General features: G+C 50.2%; 15 protein-coding genes. 11 read left to right on the plus strand and 4 right to left on the minus strand.

Annotated features, from left to right (window positions below; all coding sequences use genetic code 11):
• Nucleotides 1-79: 79 nt before the first annotated feature.
• Together metL and metB are read right to left on the minus strand one after the other, a co-directional pair.
• On the minus strand, nt 80-2512 hold the full coding sequence (metL, locus tag HEN21_RS12985) for a bifunctional aspartate kinase/homoserine dehydrogenase II (protein ID WP_176252156.1): 2433 nt from the start codon (nt 2510-2512) through the stop codon (nt 80-82).
• A 2-nt stretch (nt 2513-2514) separates the two neighbouring features.
• On the minus strand, nt 2515-3675 hold the full coding sequence (metB, locus tag HEN21_RS12990; protein WP_176252157.1) for a cystathionine gamma-synthase: 1161 nt from the start codon (nt 3673-3675) through the stop codon (nt 2515-2517).
• 276 nt (nt 3676-3951) lie between these two features.
• Between metB and metJ the strand changes: the two genes are divergently transcribed.
• Entirely contained in the window at nt 3952-4269 is a 318-nt protein-coding gene (gene metJ, locus HEN21_RS12995; protein WP_000852812.1) for a met regulon transcriptional regulator MetJ, read from the plus strand.
• Nucleotides 4270-4465: 196 nt separating this feature from the next.
• A complete protein-coding gene (locus HEN21_RS13000) occupies nt 4466-5074 on the plus strand; it encodes a YiiX family permuted papain-like enzyme (RefSeq protein WP_176252158.1) in 609 nt (202 codons plus the stop codon).
• Nucleotides 5075-5108: 34 nt separating this feature from the next.
• On the opposite strand, the gene pgtP is transcribed toward HEN21_RS13000, so the two are convergent.
• On the minus strand, nt 5109-6494 hold the full coding sequence (gene pgtP / locus HEN21_RS13005; protein WP_176252159.1) for a phosphoglycerate transporter PgtP: 1386 nt from the start codon (nt 6492-6494) through the stop codon (nt 5109-5111).
• A 373-nt stretch (nt 6495-6867) separates the two neighbouring features.
• On the opposite strand from pgtP, the gene HEN21_RS13010 reads away from it, so the two are divergent.
• The 4 genes from HEN21_RS13010 to pgtA all read left to right on the plus strand — a co-directional run bounded on the left by HEN21_RS13010 (nt 6868) and on the right by pgtA (nt 11757).
• Nucleotides 6868-7122 (plus strand): hypothetical protein, encoded by a 255-nt coding sequence (locus HEN21_RS13010; protein ID WP_286135153.1) that lies wholly within the window; start codon nt 6868-6870, stop codon nt 7120-7122.
• Nucleotides 7123-7277: 155 nt separating this feature from the next.
• Complete coding sequence (locus HEN21_RS13015; protein ID WP_176252160.1) at nt 7278-8510, plus strand: ABC transporter substrate-binding protein; 1233 nt, start codon at nt 7278-7280, stop codon at nt 8508-8510.
• Entirely contained in the window at nt 8507-10474 is a 1968-nt protein-coding gene (locus tag HEN21_RS23300) for an ATP-binding protein (protein WP_016231504.1), read from the plus strand. The genes HEN21_RS13015 and HEN21_RS23300 overlap by 4 nt, the downstream gene beginning before the upstream one ends.
• A gap of 2 nt (nt 10475-10476) precedes the next feature.
• Nucleotides 10477-11757, plus strand: coding sequence for a two-component system response regulator PgtA (gene pgtA, locus HEN21_RS13025; protein WP_000132857.1), 1281 nt, complete (start codon nt 10477-10479; stop codon nt 11755-11757).
• A gap of 70 nt (nt 11758-11827) precedes the next feature.
• On the opposite strand, the gene rpmE is transcribed toward pgtA, so the two are convergent.
• Entirely contained in the window at nt 11828-12040 is a 213-nt protein-coding gene (gene rpmE / locus HEN21_RS13030; protein WP_000710770.1) for a 50S ribosomal protein L31, read from the minus strand.
• 203 nt (nt 12041-12243) lie between these two features.
• On the opposite strand from rpmE, the gene priA reads away from it, so the two are divergent.
• The 5 genes from priA (at nt 12244) to hslU (ending at nt 18638) form a co-directional block, all read left to right on the plus strand.
• The gene (gene priA / locus HEN21_RS13035) at nt 12244-14442 is read left to right on the plus strand and encodes a primosomal protein N' (protein WP_176252161.1); all 2199 of its coding nucleotides are present in this window, start codon (nt 12244-12246) and stop codon (nt 14440-14442) included.
• A gap of 155 nt (nt 14443-14597) precedes the next feature.
• A complete protein-coding gene (cytR, locus tag HEN21_RS13040) occupies nt 14598-15623 on the plus strand; it encodes a DNA-binding transcriptional regulator CytR (RefSeq protein ID WP_000644886.1) in 1026 nt (341 codons plus the stop codon).
• A 91-nt stretch (nt 15624-15714) separates the two neighbouring features.
• Nucleotides 15715-16674, plus strand: a complete 960-nt coding sequence (gene ftsN / locus HEN21_RS13045) for a cell division protein FtsN (RefSeq protein ID WP_000068842.1) — start codon at nt 15715-15717, stop codon at nt 16672-16674.
• Between the two features lie 92 nt (nt 16675-16766).
• Nucleotides 16767-17297, plus strand: a complete 531-nt coding sequence (gene hslV, locus HEN21_RS13050) for an ATP-dependent protease subunit HslV (protein WP_000208242.1) — start codon at nt 16767-16769, stop codon at nt 17295-17297.
• A 9-nt stretch (nt 17298-17306) separates the two neighbouring features.
• Entirely contained in the window at nt 17307-18638 is a 1332-nt protein-coding gene (hslU, locus tag HEN21_RS13055) for an HslU--HslV peptidase ATPase subunit (protein WP_001293348.1), read from the plus strand.
• The last annotated feature ends 17 nt before the right edge of the window (nt 18639-18655 follow it).

An 18655-nucleotide genomic window follows, 5' to 3' on the forward strand; every position in this document is an offset into this window, starting at 1 on the left:
GCTTACAACGCAAGGATAATTAGGTAAATTATGTTAAGCCCAATAAGCATGTGCATTATGCCTTATTGGGCTCCTGAAATTACAACAACTGCGCCAGCCGATTAATATCCGACTGAATCGCCCCAGCGGTGACATCGCGCCCTGCGCCTGGCCCACGGATCACCAGCGGGTTATCGCGATACCAGCGGCTTTCGATGGCAAAGACGTTATCGCACGGTAGCAGTGATGCCAGCGGATGATCTTCACGCACCGCTTCCACGCCCACACGCGCTTTGCCGTTGGCATCGAAACGCGCCACGTAGCGCAGCACCAGCCCCATTTCGCGGGCCGCTTCCAGCCGTTGTACCATTTGTTCGTTCAGCTCATCGCCATTTTCAAAGAAATGGTCGATGCTGCCGCCTTCGCAATGGACAGGCACCAGCGATTCCACGCGCACTTGATCCGGTTCGATGTTGTAACCCGCTTCACGCGCCAGAATCACCAGTTTGCGCATCACGTCTTTGCCGGAAAGGTCATCACGCGGGTCAGGTTCAGTTAACCCTTGCTGCCACGCCTGATCCACCAGCTCGGTAAACGGCACGCTACCGTCAAATTGCAGGAACAGCCAGGAGAGCGTGCCGGAGAAGATCCCGCTGATCGATAAAATGGTATCGCCGCTGTCGATCAGATCGCGCACGGTATGGTTGATCGGCAAGCCTGCGCCGACGGTGGCGTTATACAGCCAGTGACGCCCGGTTTTTTCGAACGCGTCGTGGATCTGGCGATATTTATTGCTGTCGCTCGCTCCCGCCAGTTTGTTGGCGCTGATAACGTGGAAACCGTGGCTGGCGAAATCGAGATATTGATCGGCAAGCTGCTGGCTGGCGGTCACGTCCAGCACCACTAGATCATCATACGGATGAGCACGCATCCACAGGAACAACGACTCTTCATCCTGCTCGACGGCTTCATCGTTGAAGAACGCTAACGCGCGGCTGGCGTCCAGCCCGTCATAACTCAACAGGCTGCGGCGGCTGTCCACCACGCCTGCCAGCACAAATTCAAATCCGGTACGCGCCGAAAGCGTACTCTGCTCACGAGCGAACAGTTCCAGCCAGCGGGAACCGATATTGCCCTTGCCGAACAGGACCAGGCCAATGCGTTTTTCCGCGCGGAAGACGGACTGATGCAGCCCCTGGATCAGGCTTTCGGTCGGGCCGGTACGCAGTACTGCCACCAGGCTGATACCGTCATCGGACTGCCAGGTAAATTCGACCGGCTGGCCTTTCAGTTGCTGCCAGAAACGGTGGCAATGCAGCGGGTTACGGGTGACGCCCGCCCCGACCATCGCCACCAGCGCCAGCCCCTGGCGCAGACGCAGCTCGCCAGGTAATCCCGCTTCGTCGAGAATTTTCAGGGCACTGTCCGCCACTTCCGAGGTGTAGCAAAATTGCAGCAACTGGCGATCGTTATGCACGCCAACCGCCAGTGGACGCACCTGCGCGCGTTTCAGGATCTGGTCGATTTCTTTATGCGCCAGTTTGAAGTCCTGGCTGGCGGGCACCTGAAACTCAATCAAACAGACATCATCGTGACTGGTGACAATACGCGCTCCTGTACCGGAAGCCAGCACGCGTTCAATGCGTGTAGAGCCTTGATCCGGCGTGTAGCTACAGCGCAGTTGCAAGTCGATTTCACTACCGGATACAGGCTGTAAAGTACGGGCGTGGAGGACAGGTGCCGCCAGACGCGCCAGTTCGCTGGCCTCATCAAGACGCAGCAATGGCAGCAGGCAGGCATCTTTCACTTTACGCGGGTCGGCGCTATATACCCCGGCGACGTCGCTCCAGATAGTTACGCGGGAAACGCCTGCCAGCGCACCGATTTGGGTGGCGGAATAGTCGGAACCGTTACGCCCCAGCAGCACCGTTTCACCGGCGTTGTTACGGCTGATAAACCCGGTCACTACCAGACGTTTGCCCGGATGCTGCACCAGCAGTTGTTGCAGCAGCGGGTACGAAAGGCCTTCATCAACCTGCGGTTGCGCAGCGCGTTCAGCACGTAAAAACTCGCGGGCATCAAGCCAGGCCGCAGGCAGTCCTTGTTGGTTAAGCACCGCAGACATCAGGCGCGCCGACCACACTTCGCCGTGGCCCACCACTTCCGCATACACCGCGTCGTTAATACCGCTGTCGAGCAGCGCCGCCAGGCGTTCAAGATCGCTGACAAAGGCGCTAATGAGGCTATCGGCTTCTTCGGCAGGTAACAGGCCGATAATCAGATCGCATTGATAACGACGTAGCGTTTGTTGAACCTGATGCGCAGAGAGACGATCGGTCTGGCTTAGTTTCAACCAGTTAATCAACTGGTTAGTGGTGCTACCGGCGGCGGAAACCACCATCATATCGTCGGGCTGAGAGTACTCCGCCATAATGCCCGCGACACGTAAATAACACTTCACATCAGCCAGACTACTGCCACCAAATTTATGCAGTTGACGACCTTTCGCCCCTGCCTGCGCAATCACACTCATTTTTACCCCTTGTTTGCAGCCCGGAAGCCATTTTCCAGGTCGGCAATTAAATCTTCGCCATCTTCAATACCGGTGGAGATACGCAACAGCGTCTCGGAGATCCCGGCGGCAGCACGCGCTTCTGACGCCATGCCTGCATGTGTCATGGTTGCGGCGTGAGAGATTAAACTTTCCACTCCCCCTAACGATTCCGCCAGCGTAAACAACGACAGCCCGCCCAGGAAACGACGCAGCGTTTGCTCATCGCCATCCAGTTCAAAGCTCAACATTGCGCCAAAGCCTTTTTGCTGGCGCACGGCAATTTCATGCCCCTGATTTTCCGGCAGCGATGGGTGATAAAGTTTTTTCACCAACGGCTGGGTTTGCAGATATTTCACAATCGCCTGCGCGTTGCGCTGAGCCAGCTCCATACGCGGCACCAGAGTACGCAGACCGCGCAGCAGCAGATAGCTGTCAAACGCGCCGCCCGTTACGCCAATATTGTTTGCCCACCAGGCCAGTTCGGTAACCACGTCTGGATCTTTAGCAATCACCACGCCCGCCACCACATCAGAGTGACCGTTCAGATATTTCGTACATGAATGCAACACCAGATCGGCACCTAATGCCAGTGGATTTTGTAATGCCGGGCTTAAGAAGGTGTTATCCACCACGCTCACCGCCCCGACTTCCCTTGCCAGATGGCAGATTTTCGCAATATCCACGACGCGTAACAATGGATTACTTGGGCTTTCTACCAGCACCAGTTTAGGTTTTTCTGCCAGTGCCGCCCGTAATGCCTGCTCATCACCCTGATCAACAAACAACACGCGATAGCAACCGCGTTTTGCCAGGCTATCGAACAGGCGATAGCTGCCGCCGTAGCAGTCGTGCGGCGCAACCAGCAGATCGCCGGGTTTCAAAAAGACGGTCGTGACCAGGTGAATAGCTGACATGCCGGTATTGGTTAGCACCGCACCTGCACCGCCTTCCAGTTCTGCCAGCGCACGCTGGACCACATCGCGCGTTGGGTTGCCGCGACGCGAGTAATCATGCGCGCGTGGTTCGTTAAATCCGGTAAAGTTATAGGTGCTGGAAAGATGGATAGGCGGGACAACGCAACCATACTGTTCGTCGTCATTTAACCCGCTACGCACTGCGATGGTGGCCTGTTTACGCGTCATGTGATGAAGTTTCCTGGGCTTTGTTGGTGAAATGTCAGGCACCAGAGTAAACATTGTGTTAATGGACGTCAATACATCTGGACATCTAAACTTCTTTGCGTATAGATTGAGCAAATCCGAAATTGCCGTTAAAATTATATGCATTATCACACTGGCAGGCGCATTACACGATGTCACGGTAGCGCCTGTGCGGTAAACTATGCGGGTTTATGACCAGTGCCCTTATAAACTGTGTGGTCTGGTCTCAATTTATTGACGAAGAGGATTAAGTATCTCATGGCTGAATGGAGCGGCGAATATATCAGCCCATACGCTGAGCACGGTAAGAAGAGTGAACAAGTCAAAAAGATTACGGTTTCCATTCCTCTTAAGGTGTTAAAAATCCTCACCGATGAACGCACGCGTCGTCAGGTGAACAACCTGCGTCACGCTACTAACAGCGAGCTGCTGTGCGAAGCGTTTCTGCATGCCTTTACCGGGCAACCTCTGCCGGATGATGCCGATCTGCGTAAAGAGCGCAGCGACGAAATCCCGGAGGCGGCAAAAGAGATCATGCGTGAGATGGGAATTAACCCGGAGACGTGGGAATACTAAAGCGGAAAAGAGCGGCGCGGAGAGTGGAATCGCCTGATGCGCTACGCTTATCAGGCCTACGTCATATTGCAATTTATTGAATTTGCACGAACTTGTAGGCCGGATAAGGCGTTCACGCCGCATCCGGCATAAACAACGAGCACGTTGTCAGCGGCTCTGCTCTAACCCACCGCTTTTTATACATGGACGTTTAACTATGAAAAACAGGCTTCTGCTCCCCGGCCTGCTGGTTTCTGTGCCTGCCCTTGCCTGGCAACCGCAAACCGGCGACATCATCTTTCAAATTTCTCGCTCATCGCAAAGTAAAGCAATCCAACTGGCGACCGATTCCGATTACAGCCACACCGGTATGTTGGTGATGCGCAACAACAAGCCCTACGTCTTTGAAGCGGTCGGCCCGGTGAAATACACCCCGCTCAAGCAGTGGATCGCCCACGGTGAAGATAGCAAATATATTGTTCGCCGCGTTGAAGGTGGGTTAACAACCGAACAACAGCAAAAACTGGCGCAAACGGCAAAACGTTATCTGGGTAAACCGTATGACTTCAGTTTTTCGTGGAGCGACGATCGCCAGTACTGTTCGGAAGTGGTGTGGAAGGTTTATCAGAACGCGCTGGGAATGCGCGTGGGTGAGCAGCAAAAACTAAAAGAGTTCGATCTTAGTAACCCGCTGGTTCAGGCAAAGCTCAAAGAACGCTACGGCAAAAATATCCCGCTTGAAGAAACAGTCGTCTCACCGCAAGCCGTTTTCGATGCGCCGCAACTCACTACCGTTGCTAAAGAATGGTCGCTGTTTTCATGGTAATGGGCCAATCGCATCATAACTGGCCCCCTAAAACCTAACTTTTGCTGGTCTGAAGCTCTTGCGAAAATTCAGCAACGTCATTTTGACGCTGTCGTTCCATGGCGATCGCGCCAAAGTGCGTTAACGTACAGAAAATAATGCAGCAGATAACACCAGCAAGCAGAAGATAAAAACCGCCATCCCAACCAACCTGATCGACCATAACACCAAACAGACTTGTTCCAAGCGTTGCGCCAAGAATATAGCTCATAAAACCACGCAAACCGACTGCAGAACCCACGGCAAAACTGGGGACAATTTCCATTGTCTGAACAGAAGCCAGGAACTGCGGAACATAAATAAGGCAGCCTACGCAGGCAGCAAAAATGGTAATAGAGAGCAGAGAGTCACTTTTCCAGTAGCCCAGCAGGCAGAAGAAAATCAATACCATACTGATAATAGCGGGTGGCATACGGCGACCATGAAATAATTTATCACTCAACCAGCCAGCAAATAACGTAGTTGGAATCGCCGCCCATTCGAAGATTAAAAATGCCGTGCTCATTTCAGTCTTCGTAAAATGTTTCACACTTAACAGGTAAATAGGCAACCAACTGATAATTCCGAAACGCACCATATAGACAAAAACATCAACGAAAGAGACGAACCATGCATTCTTGTTTTTTAGCACATAGGTACAAAAAATTTGCCAGGCAGTCATATCTTCCGGCGCACGCTCATCTTTTGCTTTAATGCTAATGTCGTCCGGGACGATTTCGCTTAATGGCGGCAAACCTTCACTTACGGGCGAACCTTTACCTGACATCAGTACCACGATAGCAATGACAACAGAGACAATCGCTGGAACAACATATGTTGCTATTTTCCAGTGTTCAGTACCCAGCACAGCAAATGCACCACCAACAATCGGAGCAACAATACCGCCCCCAACATTGTGTGAAATATTCCAGACCGCACCGACGATGCCTCGTTCTTTACGAGGGAACCAGTTGGCTATTGTAATAAACGAAGGACCAACCCCCATCCCTTGAAAGAGACCATTTAAAATAACAAGTCCCGCAAACATCCAGAACGCAAAACTAAAACCAAGCGCCACGTTAACGAGAGCACAAAGAACCAACCCCACAGCCATATAAACTTTAGGGTTCGCTTTATCTGCCAGACTACTCATTACCCCTTTACTAATACCGTAGGCGATCAGCATACAACTGCTAAGTAGACCTATTTGAGTCGCAGACAGATTAAGATCTTGCTTTAAATAAGGTGTGGAGAGAACAAAGTTATTCCTGACAATATAATACGAAAGATAACCGATAAACACGCTAAATAGCGCCTGCATACGATAACGATTATAGGTATTCTTTATTTCACTTTCAGGAACCTGATGTGTTGCCACTTTAGGTTTCAATAGAGAAAGCATATATCACCTTCCAGTTCATAGAGTTATTTAAAACAGCAATGCCAGTTGCTACTCTCTGATGAGTATTGCAAAAGCCCTTGCTTCATTGGTTTTGAAGATAGTGAAGCAAGTGAGTTTAAGTTACAATACAGGGCATATGAGTCAAAACTGACTCAAAAATACAAATGTCATGTTCCATTTCTTTCCCATTTTTATATCTCAAAATAGAACGAAGCCATTATTTCAGCATTAACGGGTTACAACAGCCCCAATAAAAAAATAATTACTTTTATTAATTTTTTCAGTTTTTGAGGTCAGTCACATATTTTGTATCCATATACGTGATCATTGAAGAGGCTCGATTTTACCCTGTTGGAGGATCATGCTACACAACATGAAAATTTCCATCACCGTTCAACAACAAGCAGGGCTTAAACATTTTCATGTTATCCCTCGTGACAAGTACATTTGCGCTCGAATTAAAGCCATTCTTCCGACTTCTGAAGGCTGGCGCAAAGAAACAATAGAATCCGGTCAGGGCCTGAATCCGATAGCACAAATGTCGAAATTAATTACCGGGAATAGCCGTAACAATCGCTATTTCCGTAAGATACACATGTTCAGAGGTGCAATATTGATCTTTTTTTGATAACCGCTTCCAGATATAGTGACGCTAGTTACATCTGAATTAATGAAATTTCCGATACTGACATCAGCGTCTTACAGTCATTGTGTATATTAGCTAACGGATAATGATATGAATTACAGCGTAAGAGTTTTTCTCTCGTTAATAGGATTTTTGACATGATTCGTATTATACAGCGAGCATTAATCTGTTGGGTTTTATGTGTCAATGTCACCTCAGCGCAAGAGCTGGTGATTGCTACAACGCTTTCTTCGGAAGCGACGGAGCACATTATCAGTCAATGGCAAAAACAACCACTGGCAACCAAAATCCGAACGCTTAACCGAACCAGTGCATCCATTGAGCGCCTGCTAGAAAATCCATTGGGTGAAAATATTGATCTGGTACTGAGTTCATCTCCCATGTTGCTACAGCGGTTGCAAAGTAAAAATCTGCTCCAGCCATTTAATAATCAAATAGAAACAAGCAGAAAGTTAGTACCCGAATCTATTCGTTCAACCACCGTTGCGGTTGCAGTATCGGGCTATGGCATCCTGATTAATGTGGCGCATCTGGAAGATAAAAATGAGCCAGTACCTACTTCATGGAAGGAATTGAGCAGGTCACGTTATCAAGGAACACTATTAATGAGCAGCCCTTCACGTTCAGATACCACACATCTGATGATTGAAGATCTCCTGCAACAACAAGGATGGAGTAATGGTTGGGGTACTCTACTGAAAATAGGCGGTAATCTCGCTACCATTTCATCACGCAGCTTTGGCGTAGCAAATAAGATCAGTACAGGGCTGGGAGACGCTGGTCCAGTCATCGACAATTACGCTAACGTACTGCTTAATAATTCAACTTTACGTTTCAGTTATTTCCCCAACTCTCGCGCAGCACCAATGTTTATTGCCATCGCAAACGGTAGTAAACATCCACAGGAGGCGGGGCGTTTTATTAATTTTTTGTTGAGCCAGGAAGGACAACAGGCATTAAGCGATTCTGATTCAGGAAAGTATCCGGTATATCCGCTACCCTCCGGTACTCCACTCGCGGATCAACAACTGCGATTATTTGCCACCCCTTCCCTTGATTATCCGTTGATTATGCAGCGTCAAAAGCTTGTGCAACTGTTATTTGATAATGCGATTACTTTTCGCCTTACCGAGCTTCAAAACAGTTGGAAATCATTATATGCCGCAGAACATCGGCTTAAGCGTAAATTGCCAGATGTGCGTGCATTATTAACAGCAGTTCCTGTTACCCCGGAGCAGTCCGTTAATGCCATGTACCTGCAGCAATTCGAACTGCAATCAGGCTTTCGTGAAGCTCAGCTCATGGCATGGCAGCAGTTTTTCCTGCATCAGCAGCAATTGGTGAACACACAACTTGAGTCGTTAAAGTGAAACAACTACATACTATAGGGACGAGCTTACGGCTCGCCTTTGTTTTTAGCGCCGTTCTTACGCTATTCGTTAGCGTAGTCAGCCTCTATTCCTGGTATGAACAAAATTCTCAGGTTCGCTACGCGCTTGATGATTATTTCCCGAGGATTCAGGCTTCATTTCTTTTTGAAGAAAACCTCACCGCATTGGTAAACGAATTTAATGAGCTACAACAGACAACCAATACCGCTAGTCGTCTTCAGGTAAGGGAGCAGATTGAACAACGGCTACAAAAAATTAAGGCTATTAACCCTCATCTTGATTCAGTACATCAACGTGCGCTTAACCAACAGGTCGCCAGTAGTGCCAGACTGCTTAACAAGCTCGATAACGCATTGAACAACAACAATCAGGAAAAAGGGAAACTCGACGTTATATCCTCAAGAGTTAACTGGCTGCATGATGACTTTAATAATGAACTCAACTCACTTACTCAGGATTTAAGTTGGCAACAATCGTCGTTGCTAAATCAACTCAGCCAACGAAAAGATCTACCCGAAAAACAGAGTTTGCAAAATGCTCAGCAAACCATTCAAAAAGAATTGCAGCTCGTTTTCGAACTTTCACATATAGAAACCCAAATCGTCAGTACGCTAAAGGAGATGCTTAACACGCATAGCGGAGATATAGGCGCGTTAAAACAACATATTCAGTATTTGAATTTTTTGAAACACAGCATTGACGAAAATGTGCGGTCGTTATCTTCTTATTCCAGTACCATTACATTACACCAGACAGTTTATTCCTTGTGGGAGTTGGGTACTCAGCAAAATTATCTACCCGGAACCCTGGCCGCCTGGCAACAAGCTCAACAAACACTCATGAGTACTATCGGGGATAAAGAGCGTGTATTTACGCAAATACGCGCTCAATTAGAAGCGCAATTAGGTAATAGCCATCAACAATTGCAAACATTCAATCTCCGATTGGAAAAAATAATGCAAATCAGCGGGCTATTGATTTTGGCGGCTATGGTTACCGCCTTACTATTCGTCATTCTGGTAAATTACCTCTACATTCGTCCCAGAATGATCCGCCGATTTCAGTTATTGAATGATGCCGTTGTCAAGTTAAGCAATGGTGAACTCGATGCTGATATCCCGGTCTCCGGCAACGATGAACTTGGGAGAATTGCCAACCTGCTCCGCCAGACTATTGAAAAAATTAATCAACAGCAACGTCAACTGGGACAGGAAATATGCGAGCGTATTGCGACAGAAAAAAACCTTCGTACAACACAAAGTGAATTGATCCAAACTGCAAAACTGGCCGTGGTTGGGCAGACAATGACAACACTGGCACATGAAATTAATCAACCACTTAATGCATTATCTATGTATCTTTTCAGCGCCAACCGCGCGCTGGAACAACAAGATGTTGGTTTGGTGAAAAATTATATTGTCACAATGCGATCGTTGGTCGAGCGCATGGATAACATCGTTAAAAGATTGCGCAACTTTGCCCGCCGTCGAGATAGTGAACTGGCTGGCGGTGCAATCAATTTACAGCAGGTAATTTATTCATCCTGGGAACTTCTGGCATTGAAACATCGACCACTGAAGGCCTCTCTTCACTACCCTGATAATTTCCCTGCCGTTTATGGCGATGATGTTTTGATTCAACAAGTTTTAGTTAATTTGTTTACGAATGCCCTGGAAGCCACTCTGGAGCAATCACCCACAATAACCATCAGCTTTGAAGAAGAAGCCTCCACTGTAACGCTATATATTGCTGATAATGGAAAAGGCTGGCCAGTGCATCTGGCTGATCGACTATTAACGCCTTTTACCACGGACAAAGCTGTAGGTTTGGGTATTGGCCTTTCGATTAGCCATTCTATTATGCGCCAGTGCCAGGGAGAGTTATATATCGCGTCAACTCTCGACCGCCATGCGCTGGTTATTCTACGTTTCAGGAAACTTTAAGCATGACAGACACCACCCCAACAATTCTGTTAATTGATGACGACAATGATGTTCTGCAAGCCTACAGCACTCTCTTACAACAAGAGGGTTATGTCGTATGTACCTGTAGCAACCCTTCTGAGGCTCTACAATTACTGCAAAACACGTGGGAAGGCATCGTGGTGTGCGACGTTTGTATGCCGGATATTTCAGGCATTACGCTACTGGAAAAAATAATGCTGATTGACCCTAATCTTCCCATTCTGATGATCACCGGGCATGGCGATGTCCCCATGGCAGTTGAAGCAGTAAAAAAGGGAGCGTGGGATTTCCTGCAAAAGCCGATCAATCCGGAACAATTTCTCTCACTTATCGAAAAAGCACTGGCTGAACGTGAGGCTTATCTGGAACAAAAAAAATGGCGACACGCTCAGTTTAATCGGCACTTAATCGGTAACAGTGGTTGGATTCGCCAGACACGTCAACAGCTTGAAACGCTGGCAGAAACCGATCTTCCCGTCTGCTTTTACGGCGAACCTGGCACAGGAAGAACATTAGCCGCCCACTATCTTCATCAATTTAGTTCTCGCAAGGAAAGGCCTTTAATTGAACGCACACTCAGCGCCAATAGCCCGCAGCCCCTGGAAGAATGGGTGAAAGAAGCAAAAGGTGGCACGCTGTTATTAAAAGAACTTGAGCATTTAACGCCAGAAAATCAGCGCGCCTTGATCCAGTACCAGGAAAGACCCCAGGATCGGTCATTTCGTCTGATTGTTGTTAATCAAAGCCCTCTGGCTGAACTGGCTGCCGCACAAAAAATTATTCCTGCATTGTATTTTCTTTTTTCACTCACCCACATTGAATGCCCACCACTCAGCCAGCGACCGGGGGATATTGAACCTATTTTTCACCATTATCTGACCCTCACCTGTAAACGATTAAATCGCCAGCAGCCGCTGTTGGGAAAAGCTTTTTATAAGCGACTGATGGCGCGTACCTGGCCTGGTAATATTATTGAATTGGTGAATGCGGCAGAACTGGTGGCAGTCGGCGTTTTAATGCTGGACGATTCGGTCAGTTTGCAGATGATGGAGACGGATCCAGCCCCGCTGGATGAACTCGTAGAATCTTATGAAAGACAAATAATTATTGATGCACTCAACTTCCATCAGGGTCGTATCAACGACGTTGCCGATTACTTTCAGATACCCAGAAAAAAGCTGTATTTACGCATGAAAAAATACGGTATTGATAAAATGGATTTTCGCTATGAGAAGAAAGATAAAAAGACACAAACTCAATGAGTTATGTTGCTAATGTAGGTTTTCAGGCACAAAAAAAGCGCCGTGCGGCGCTTTTTTCGGAAATCCGGTCTTATTTGCTGCCCGGGATGCTGAAACGCTTGTTGAAGCGGTCAACACGGCCACCGGTAGCAACATCACGCTGTTTGCCAGTGAAGAACGGGTGGCACTTGCTGCACACGTCGAGGTTCAGGTCATGACCAACGGTGGAGCGGATTTTCATTACGTTACCGCAAGAGCAGCTAGCAGTAATTTCTTCGTATTTCGGGTGAATATCTTTTTTCATGGGAAAACCTCGGTTTAAGGCCGCGTCGCTCTTCCAGCCCTAACGCCAGACACCACGCGATGTTTAAAGTATAGTTTCAATACGATCATTTCGTATCAAAGGCGCCGAATCATACAGAAATTAACCAGCGTATGCAAACTGATCCGCACTCCTCTACGGCAATGTGTATACTGTTCCACCGAATTTCAAGTCAGGATGATGCTATGCCCGTTGCTCACGTTGCCTTGCCCGTTCCGCTTCCCCGAACCTTTGACTATCTGCTGCCTGAAGGCATGACGGTTAAAGCCGGGTGTCGCGTGCGCGTGCCGTTTGGTAAACAGCAAGAACGCATCGGGATTGTGGTGTCAGTTAGCGATGTCAGCGAGCTGCCGCTCAACGAGCTAAAAGCGGTAGTTGAAGTGCTGGACGTTGAGCCGGTGTTTACTCACTCCGTCTGGCGATTACTGCTATGGGCGGCGGATTACTATCATCATCCAATTGGCGATGTGTTGTTTCATGCCTTGCCGATTTTACTGCGCCAGGGGCGGCCTGCGGCGAACGCGCCCATGTGGTACTGGTTTGCCACCGAGCAAGGTCAGGCGGTGGATATTAACAGCCTGAAACGTTCGCCAAAGCAACAACAGGCGCTGGCGGCATTGCGGCAAGGGAAAATCTGGCGCGACCAGGTTGCCACGCTCGAATTTAATGATGCCGCGTTGCAGGCGCTGCGTAAAAAAGGTTTGTGCGAACTGGCAAGCGAAACACCGGAATTTATTGACTGGCGAACGAACTATGCCGTTTCTGGCGAGCGGTTGCGACTAAATACTGAACAAGCCACCGCCGTTGGTGCCATCCATAGCGCGGCAGATACATTTTCCGCCTGGCTGCTGGCGGGCGTCACCGGCTCCGGTAAAACAGAAGTTTATCTCAGCGTGCTGGAAAACGTGCTCGCTCAGGGCAAACAGGCGCTGGTAATGGTGCCGGAAATCGGCCTGACACCACAAACTATCGCCCGTTTTCGTGAACGGTTTAATGCGCCCGTGGAAGTTCTGCATTCCGGTCTGAACGACAGCGAGCGTCTTTCGGCGTGGCTGAAAGCGAAAAATGGCGAGGCGGCGATTGTCATCGGCACCCGCTCCGCGCTGTTTACGCCGTTTAAAAATCTCGGCGTGATTGTCATCGACGAAGAACATGACAGCTCCTACAAGCAACAGGAAGGCTGGCGCTACCATGCCCGCGACCTGGCGGTGTATCGCGCGCACAGCGAGCAAATCCCAATTATTCTCGGTTCGGCAACGCCGGCACTTGAAACGTTATGCAACGTGCAGCAGAAAAAATATCGTCTGCTGCGCCTGACGCGTCGGGCGGGTAATGCGCGTCCGGCAATTCAACACGTGCTGGATTTAAAAGGTCAGAAGGTGCAGGCGGGGCTGGCTCCGGCGTTAATCACCCGTATGCGCCAGCATTTACAGGCCAATAACCAGGTCATTCTCTTTCTTAACCGCCGTGGCTTTGCGCCTGCGCTACTGTGCCACGACTGTGGCTGGATAGCCGAATGCCCACGTTGCGATCACTACTACACGCTGCATCAGGCGCAGCAGCATCTGCGCTGTCATCACTGCGACAGCCAGCGCCCAGTGCCGCGTCAGTGCCCTTCCTGCGGCTCCACGCATCTTGTGCCCGTGGGCCTGGGCACCGAGCAGCTTGAGCAGACGCTTGCCCCGATGTTCCCTGGTGTACCCATTTCACGTATTGATCGTGACACTACCAGTCGCAAAGGCGCGCTGGAGCAGCAACTGGCGGAAGTGCATCGCGGCGGCGCGCGGATTTTGATTGGCACACAAATGCTGGCGAAAGGCCACCACTTTCCGGATGTCACACTTGTGGCGTTACTGGACGTGGACGGCGCGCTGTTTTCTGCCGATTTTCGTTCCGCAGAACGTTTCGCCCAGCTTTACACCCAGGTCGCCGGTCGTGCGGGGCGCGCGGGTAAACAGGGCGAAGTGGTGCTGCAAACACATCATCCGGAACATCCTCTCTTGCAAACGTTGCTCTATAAAGGCTACGACGCCTTTGCGGAACAGGCGCTGGCCGAACGACGAATGATGCAACTACCACCGTGGACCAGCCACGTGATTGTGCGCGCGGAGGATCATAACAATCAGCACGCGCCGCTGTTCCTGCAACAGTTGCGAAATCTCATCCTCTCCAGTCCGCTGGCGGATGACAAACTGTGGGTTCTCGGTCCGGTTCCGGCACTGGCACCTAAACGCGGCGGTCGCTGGCGCTGGCAAATCCTGCTGCAACATCCTTCCCGCGTGCGCTTACAGCACATCATTAACGGTACACTGGCGCTTATTAATACAATACCGGATTCACGGAAAGTGAAATGGGTGCTGGATGTCGATCCTATTGAGGGTTAAACCGCTAACGATGCGAGGCGGATCGAAAAATTAAATATTCATCACACTTTTCATGAAAATTCTGTAACCGTTTTCACGCGCTATCTGCTAAAAATGTTGCCGATGTGAAGTAAACACGGATGTAGTACGCCTGACGTGCCAGGCGAGGAGTGAGTGTGAAAGCGAAGAAGCAGGAAACTGCCGCAACCATGAAAGACGTCGCCCTGAAAGCAAAAGTCTCTACGGCGACCGTCTCCCGAGCGTTAATGAATCCAGATAAGGTCTCCCTGGCGACTCGTAACCGGGTTGAAAAAGCCGCCCGGGAAGTGGGTTATTTACCGCAGCCGATGGGGCGTAACGTCAAGCGTAATGAGTCCCGCACCATTCTGGTGATTGTCCCGGATATCTGCGATCCCTTCTTTAGCGAAATTATTCGCGGTATCGAAATTACGGCAGCAAGTCATGGATATCTGGTACTGATTGGCGACTGTGCACATCAAAACCAGCAGGAAAAAACCTTTATCGATTTGATAATCACTAAGCAAATTGATGGCATGTTGCTGCTTGGTTCAAGGCTGCCGTTTGATGCCAGCATTGAGGAACAGCGTAATCTGCCGCCGATGGTGATGGCGAACGAATTTGCACCGGAGCTGGAACTGCCTACAGTTCATATCGACAACCTGACTGCTGCATTTGATGCGGTAAATTACCTGTATGAACAGGGGCATAAATTGATCGGCTGTATTGCTGGTCCGGAAGAAATGCCGCTGTGTCACTATCGCCTGCAAGGTTACGTTCAGGCGCTGCGTCGCTGCGGAATTATGGTTGATCCACAATATATCGCCCGTGGCGACTTCACCTTCGACGCCGGAAGTAAAGCCATGCAGCAGTTGCTTGACCTTCCGCAACCGCCAACTGCTGTTTTCTGTCATAGCGATGTGATGGCACTTGGCGCGCTTTCGCAGGCGAAACGTCAGGGGCTGAAAATTCCTGATGACCTTTCCATAATCGGTTTTGATAACATCGACCTGACGCAATTTTGTGATCCGCCACTGACAACCATCGCACAGCCGCGCTATGAAATTGGTCGGGAGGCAATGTTGTTATTGCTTGACCAAATGCAGGGGCAAACGGTCGGCAGCGGCTCACGTTTAATGGACTGCGAGCTTATTATCCGGGGATCGACACGCACATTGACTTAAAGTAAACCTTTAAGGCTTCCGTGACTGGTCAAAGGCCCGCCGCTTAAGTAACATGGCGGGCTGACGAACGAATAAATACAGCGAAACGATAGTGGCACAACGAGATTATGTACGCCGCAGCCAACCGGCACCTTCGCGGCGAAAAAAGAGTACCTCACGGAAAAAGCAACGAAATCTGCCTGCGGTTTCTCCCGCAATGGTCGCTATTGCTGCCGCCGTTCTTGTGACCTTTATCGGTGGTCTGTACTTCATTACGCATCACAAGAAAGAAGAGTCCGAGACGCTGCAAAGCCAGAAAGTGACCGGAAACGGACTACCTCCGAAACCGGAAGAACGCTGGCGCTACATTAAAGAGCTGGAAAGTCGCCAGCCGGGTGTGCGTGCGCCAACAGAACCTTCTGCCGGTGGTGAAGTAAAAACGCCGGAGCAACTGACACCAGAACAGCGCCAGCTTCTTGAACAAATGCAGGCCGATATGCGCCAGCAGCCAACGCAGTTAGTTGAAGTTCCGTGGAATGAGCAAACGCCAGAACAGCGCCAGCAAACGCTACAACGCCAGCGTCAGGCGCAGCAGTTAGCGGAACAGCAACGCCTGGCTCAGCAGTCGCGTACGACCGAACAAAGCTGGCAACAACAGACGCGTACGTCGCAAGCCGCGCCGGTTCAGTCGCAGCCGCGCCAGTCAAAACCGGCTTCTACTCAGCAGCCGTACCAGGATCTGCTGCAAACCCCTGCGCACACTACCGCGCAGTCGAAGCCGCAGCAAGCTGCGCCAGTTGCTCGTGCAGCTGACGCGCCAAAACCGACAGCAGAGAAAAAAGATGAACGCCGCTGGATGGTACAGTGCGGTTCGTTCAGAGGCGCAGAACAGGCAGAGACGGTACGTGCTCAGCTGGCGTTCGAAGGTTTTGACTCGAAAATTACCACCAACAATGGCTGGAATCGTGTGGTCATTGGCCCGGTGAAAGGCAAAGAGAACGCAGACAGCACCCTCAATCGCCTGAAGATGGCGGGTCATACAAACTGCATTCGGCTCGCCGCCGGGGGTTGAAACCCTCAAAATCCCCCCCATCTATAATTGCATTATGCCCCGTACTTTTGTACGGGGTTTGTACTCTGTATTCGTAACCAAGGGGTCAGCTCGTGACAACTATAGTAAGCGTACGCCGTAACGGCCATGTGGTCATCGCTGGTGATGGTCAGGCCACGTTGGGCAATACCGTAATGAAAGGCAACGTGAAAAAGGTCCGCCGTCTGTACAACGACAAAGTCATCGCGGGCTTTGCAGGCGGTACTGCGGATGCTTTTACGCTGTTCGAACTGTTTGAACGTAAACTGGAAATGCATCAGGGCCATCTGGTCAAAGCCGCCGTTGAGCTGGCAAAAGACTGGCGTACCGATCGCATGTTGCGCAAACTTGAAGCACTGCTGGCAGTCGCGGATGAAACTGCATCGCTTATCATCACCGGTAACGGTGACGTGGTGCAGCCAGAAAACGATCTTATTGCTATCGGCTCCGGCGGCCCTTACGCCCAGGCTGCGGCGCGCGCGCTGTTAGAAAACACTGAACTTAGCGCCCGTGAAATTGCTGAAAAGGCGTTGGATATTGCAGGCGACATTTGCATCTATACCAACCATTTCCACACCATCGAAGAATTAAGCTACAAAGCGTAAGGATCTCCCATGTCTGAAATGACCCCACGCGAAATCGTCAGCGAACTTGATAAGCACATCATTGGCCAGGATAACGCCAAGCGTTCCGTGGCGATTGCACTGCGTAACCGCTGGCGTCGTATGCAGCTCAACGAAGAGCTGCGCCATGAAGTGACTCCGAAAAATATCCTGATGATCGGCCCGACTGGCGTCGGTAAAACTGAAATCGCCCGTCGCCTGGCAAAACTGGCAAACGCGCCGTTCATCAAAGTTGAAGCGACCAAATTCACCGAAGTCGGTTATGTGGGTAAAGAAGTCGATTCTATCATCCGCGATCTGACCGATGCCGCCGTGAAAATGGTGCGTGTACAAGCTATCGAGAAAAACCGCTATCGCGCTGAAGAACTGGCAGAAGAGCGCATTCTCGACGTGCTGATCCCACCAGCTAAAAACAACTGGGGACAGACCGAACAGCAGCAGGAGCCGTCCGCTGCCCGTCAGGCATTCCGCAAAAAACTGCGTGAAGGCCAGCTCGATGACAAAGAAATCGAGATCGATCTTGCCGCAGCACCGATGGGCGTTGAAATTATGGCGCCTCCGGGAATGGAAGAGATGACCAGCCAGTTGCAGTCCATGTTCCAGAACCTGGGCGGTCAGAAGCAAAAAGCACGTAAGCTGAAAATCAAAGACGCCATGAAGCTGCTGATTGAAGAAGAAGCGGCGAAACTGGTTAACCCGGAAGAACTGAAGCAAGACGCTATCGACGCCGTTGAACAGCACGGGATCGTGTTTATCGACGAAATCGACAAAATCTGTAAGCGCGGCGAGTCTTCTGGTCCGGATGTTTCTCGTGAAGGCGTTCAGCGTGACCTGCTGCCGCTGGTAGAAGGTTGCACCGTTTCTACCAAACACGGGATGGTCAAAACTGACCACATTCTGTTTATCGCTTCTGGTGCATTCCAGGTAGCGAAACCGTCTGACCTGATCCCGGAACTGCAAGGTCGTCTGCCGATCCGCGTCGAACTCCAGGCGCTGACCACCAGCGACTTCGAGCGCATTCTGACCGAGCCGAATGCCTCTATCACCGTGCAATACAAAGCACTGATGGCGACTGAAGGCGTGAATATCGAATTTACGGATTCCGGTATTAAGCGTATCGCGGAAGCGGCATGGCAGGTGAACGAATCTACCGAAAACATCGGTGCACGTCGTTTACATACCGTTCTGGAGCGTTTGATGGAAGAGATTTCCTACGACGCCAGCGATTTAAGCGGTCAAACTATCACCATTGACGCAGATTATGTGAGCAAACATCTGGATGCGTTGGTGGCAGATGAAGATCTGAGCCGTTTTATCCTATAATCGCGTTCAATCATTTT

The sequence above is a fragment of the Escherichia sp. 93.1518 genome (genome assembly GCF_013368915.2).
GTDB lineage: Bacteria > Pseudomonadota > Gammaproteobacteria > Enterobacterales > Enterobacteriaceae > Escherichia > Escherichia ruysiae.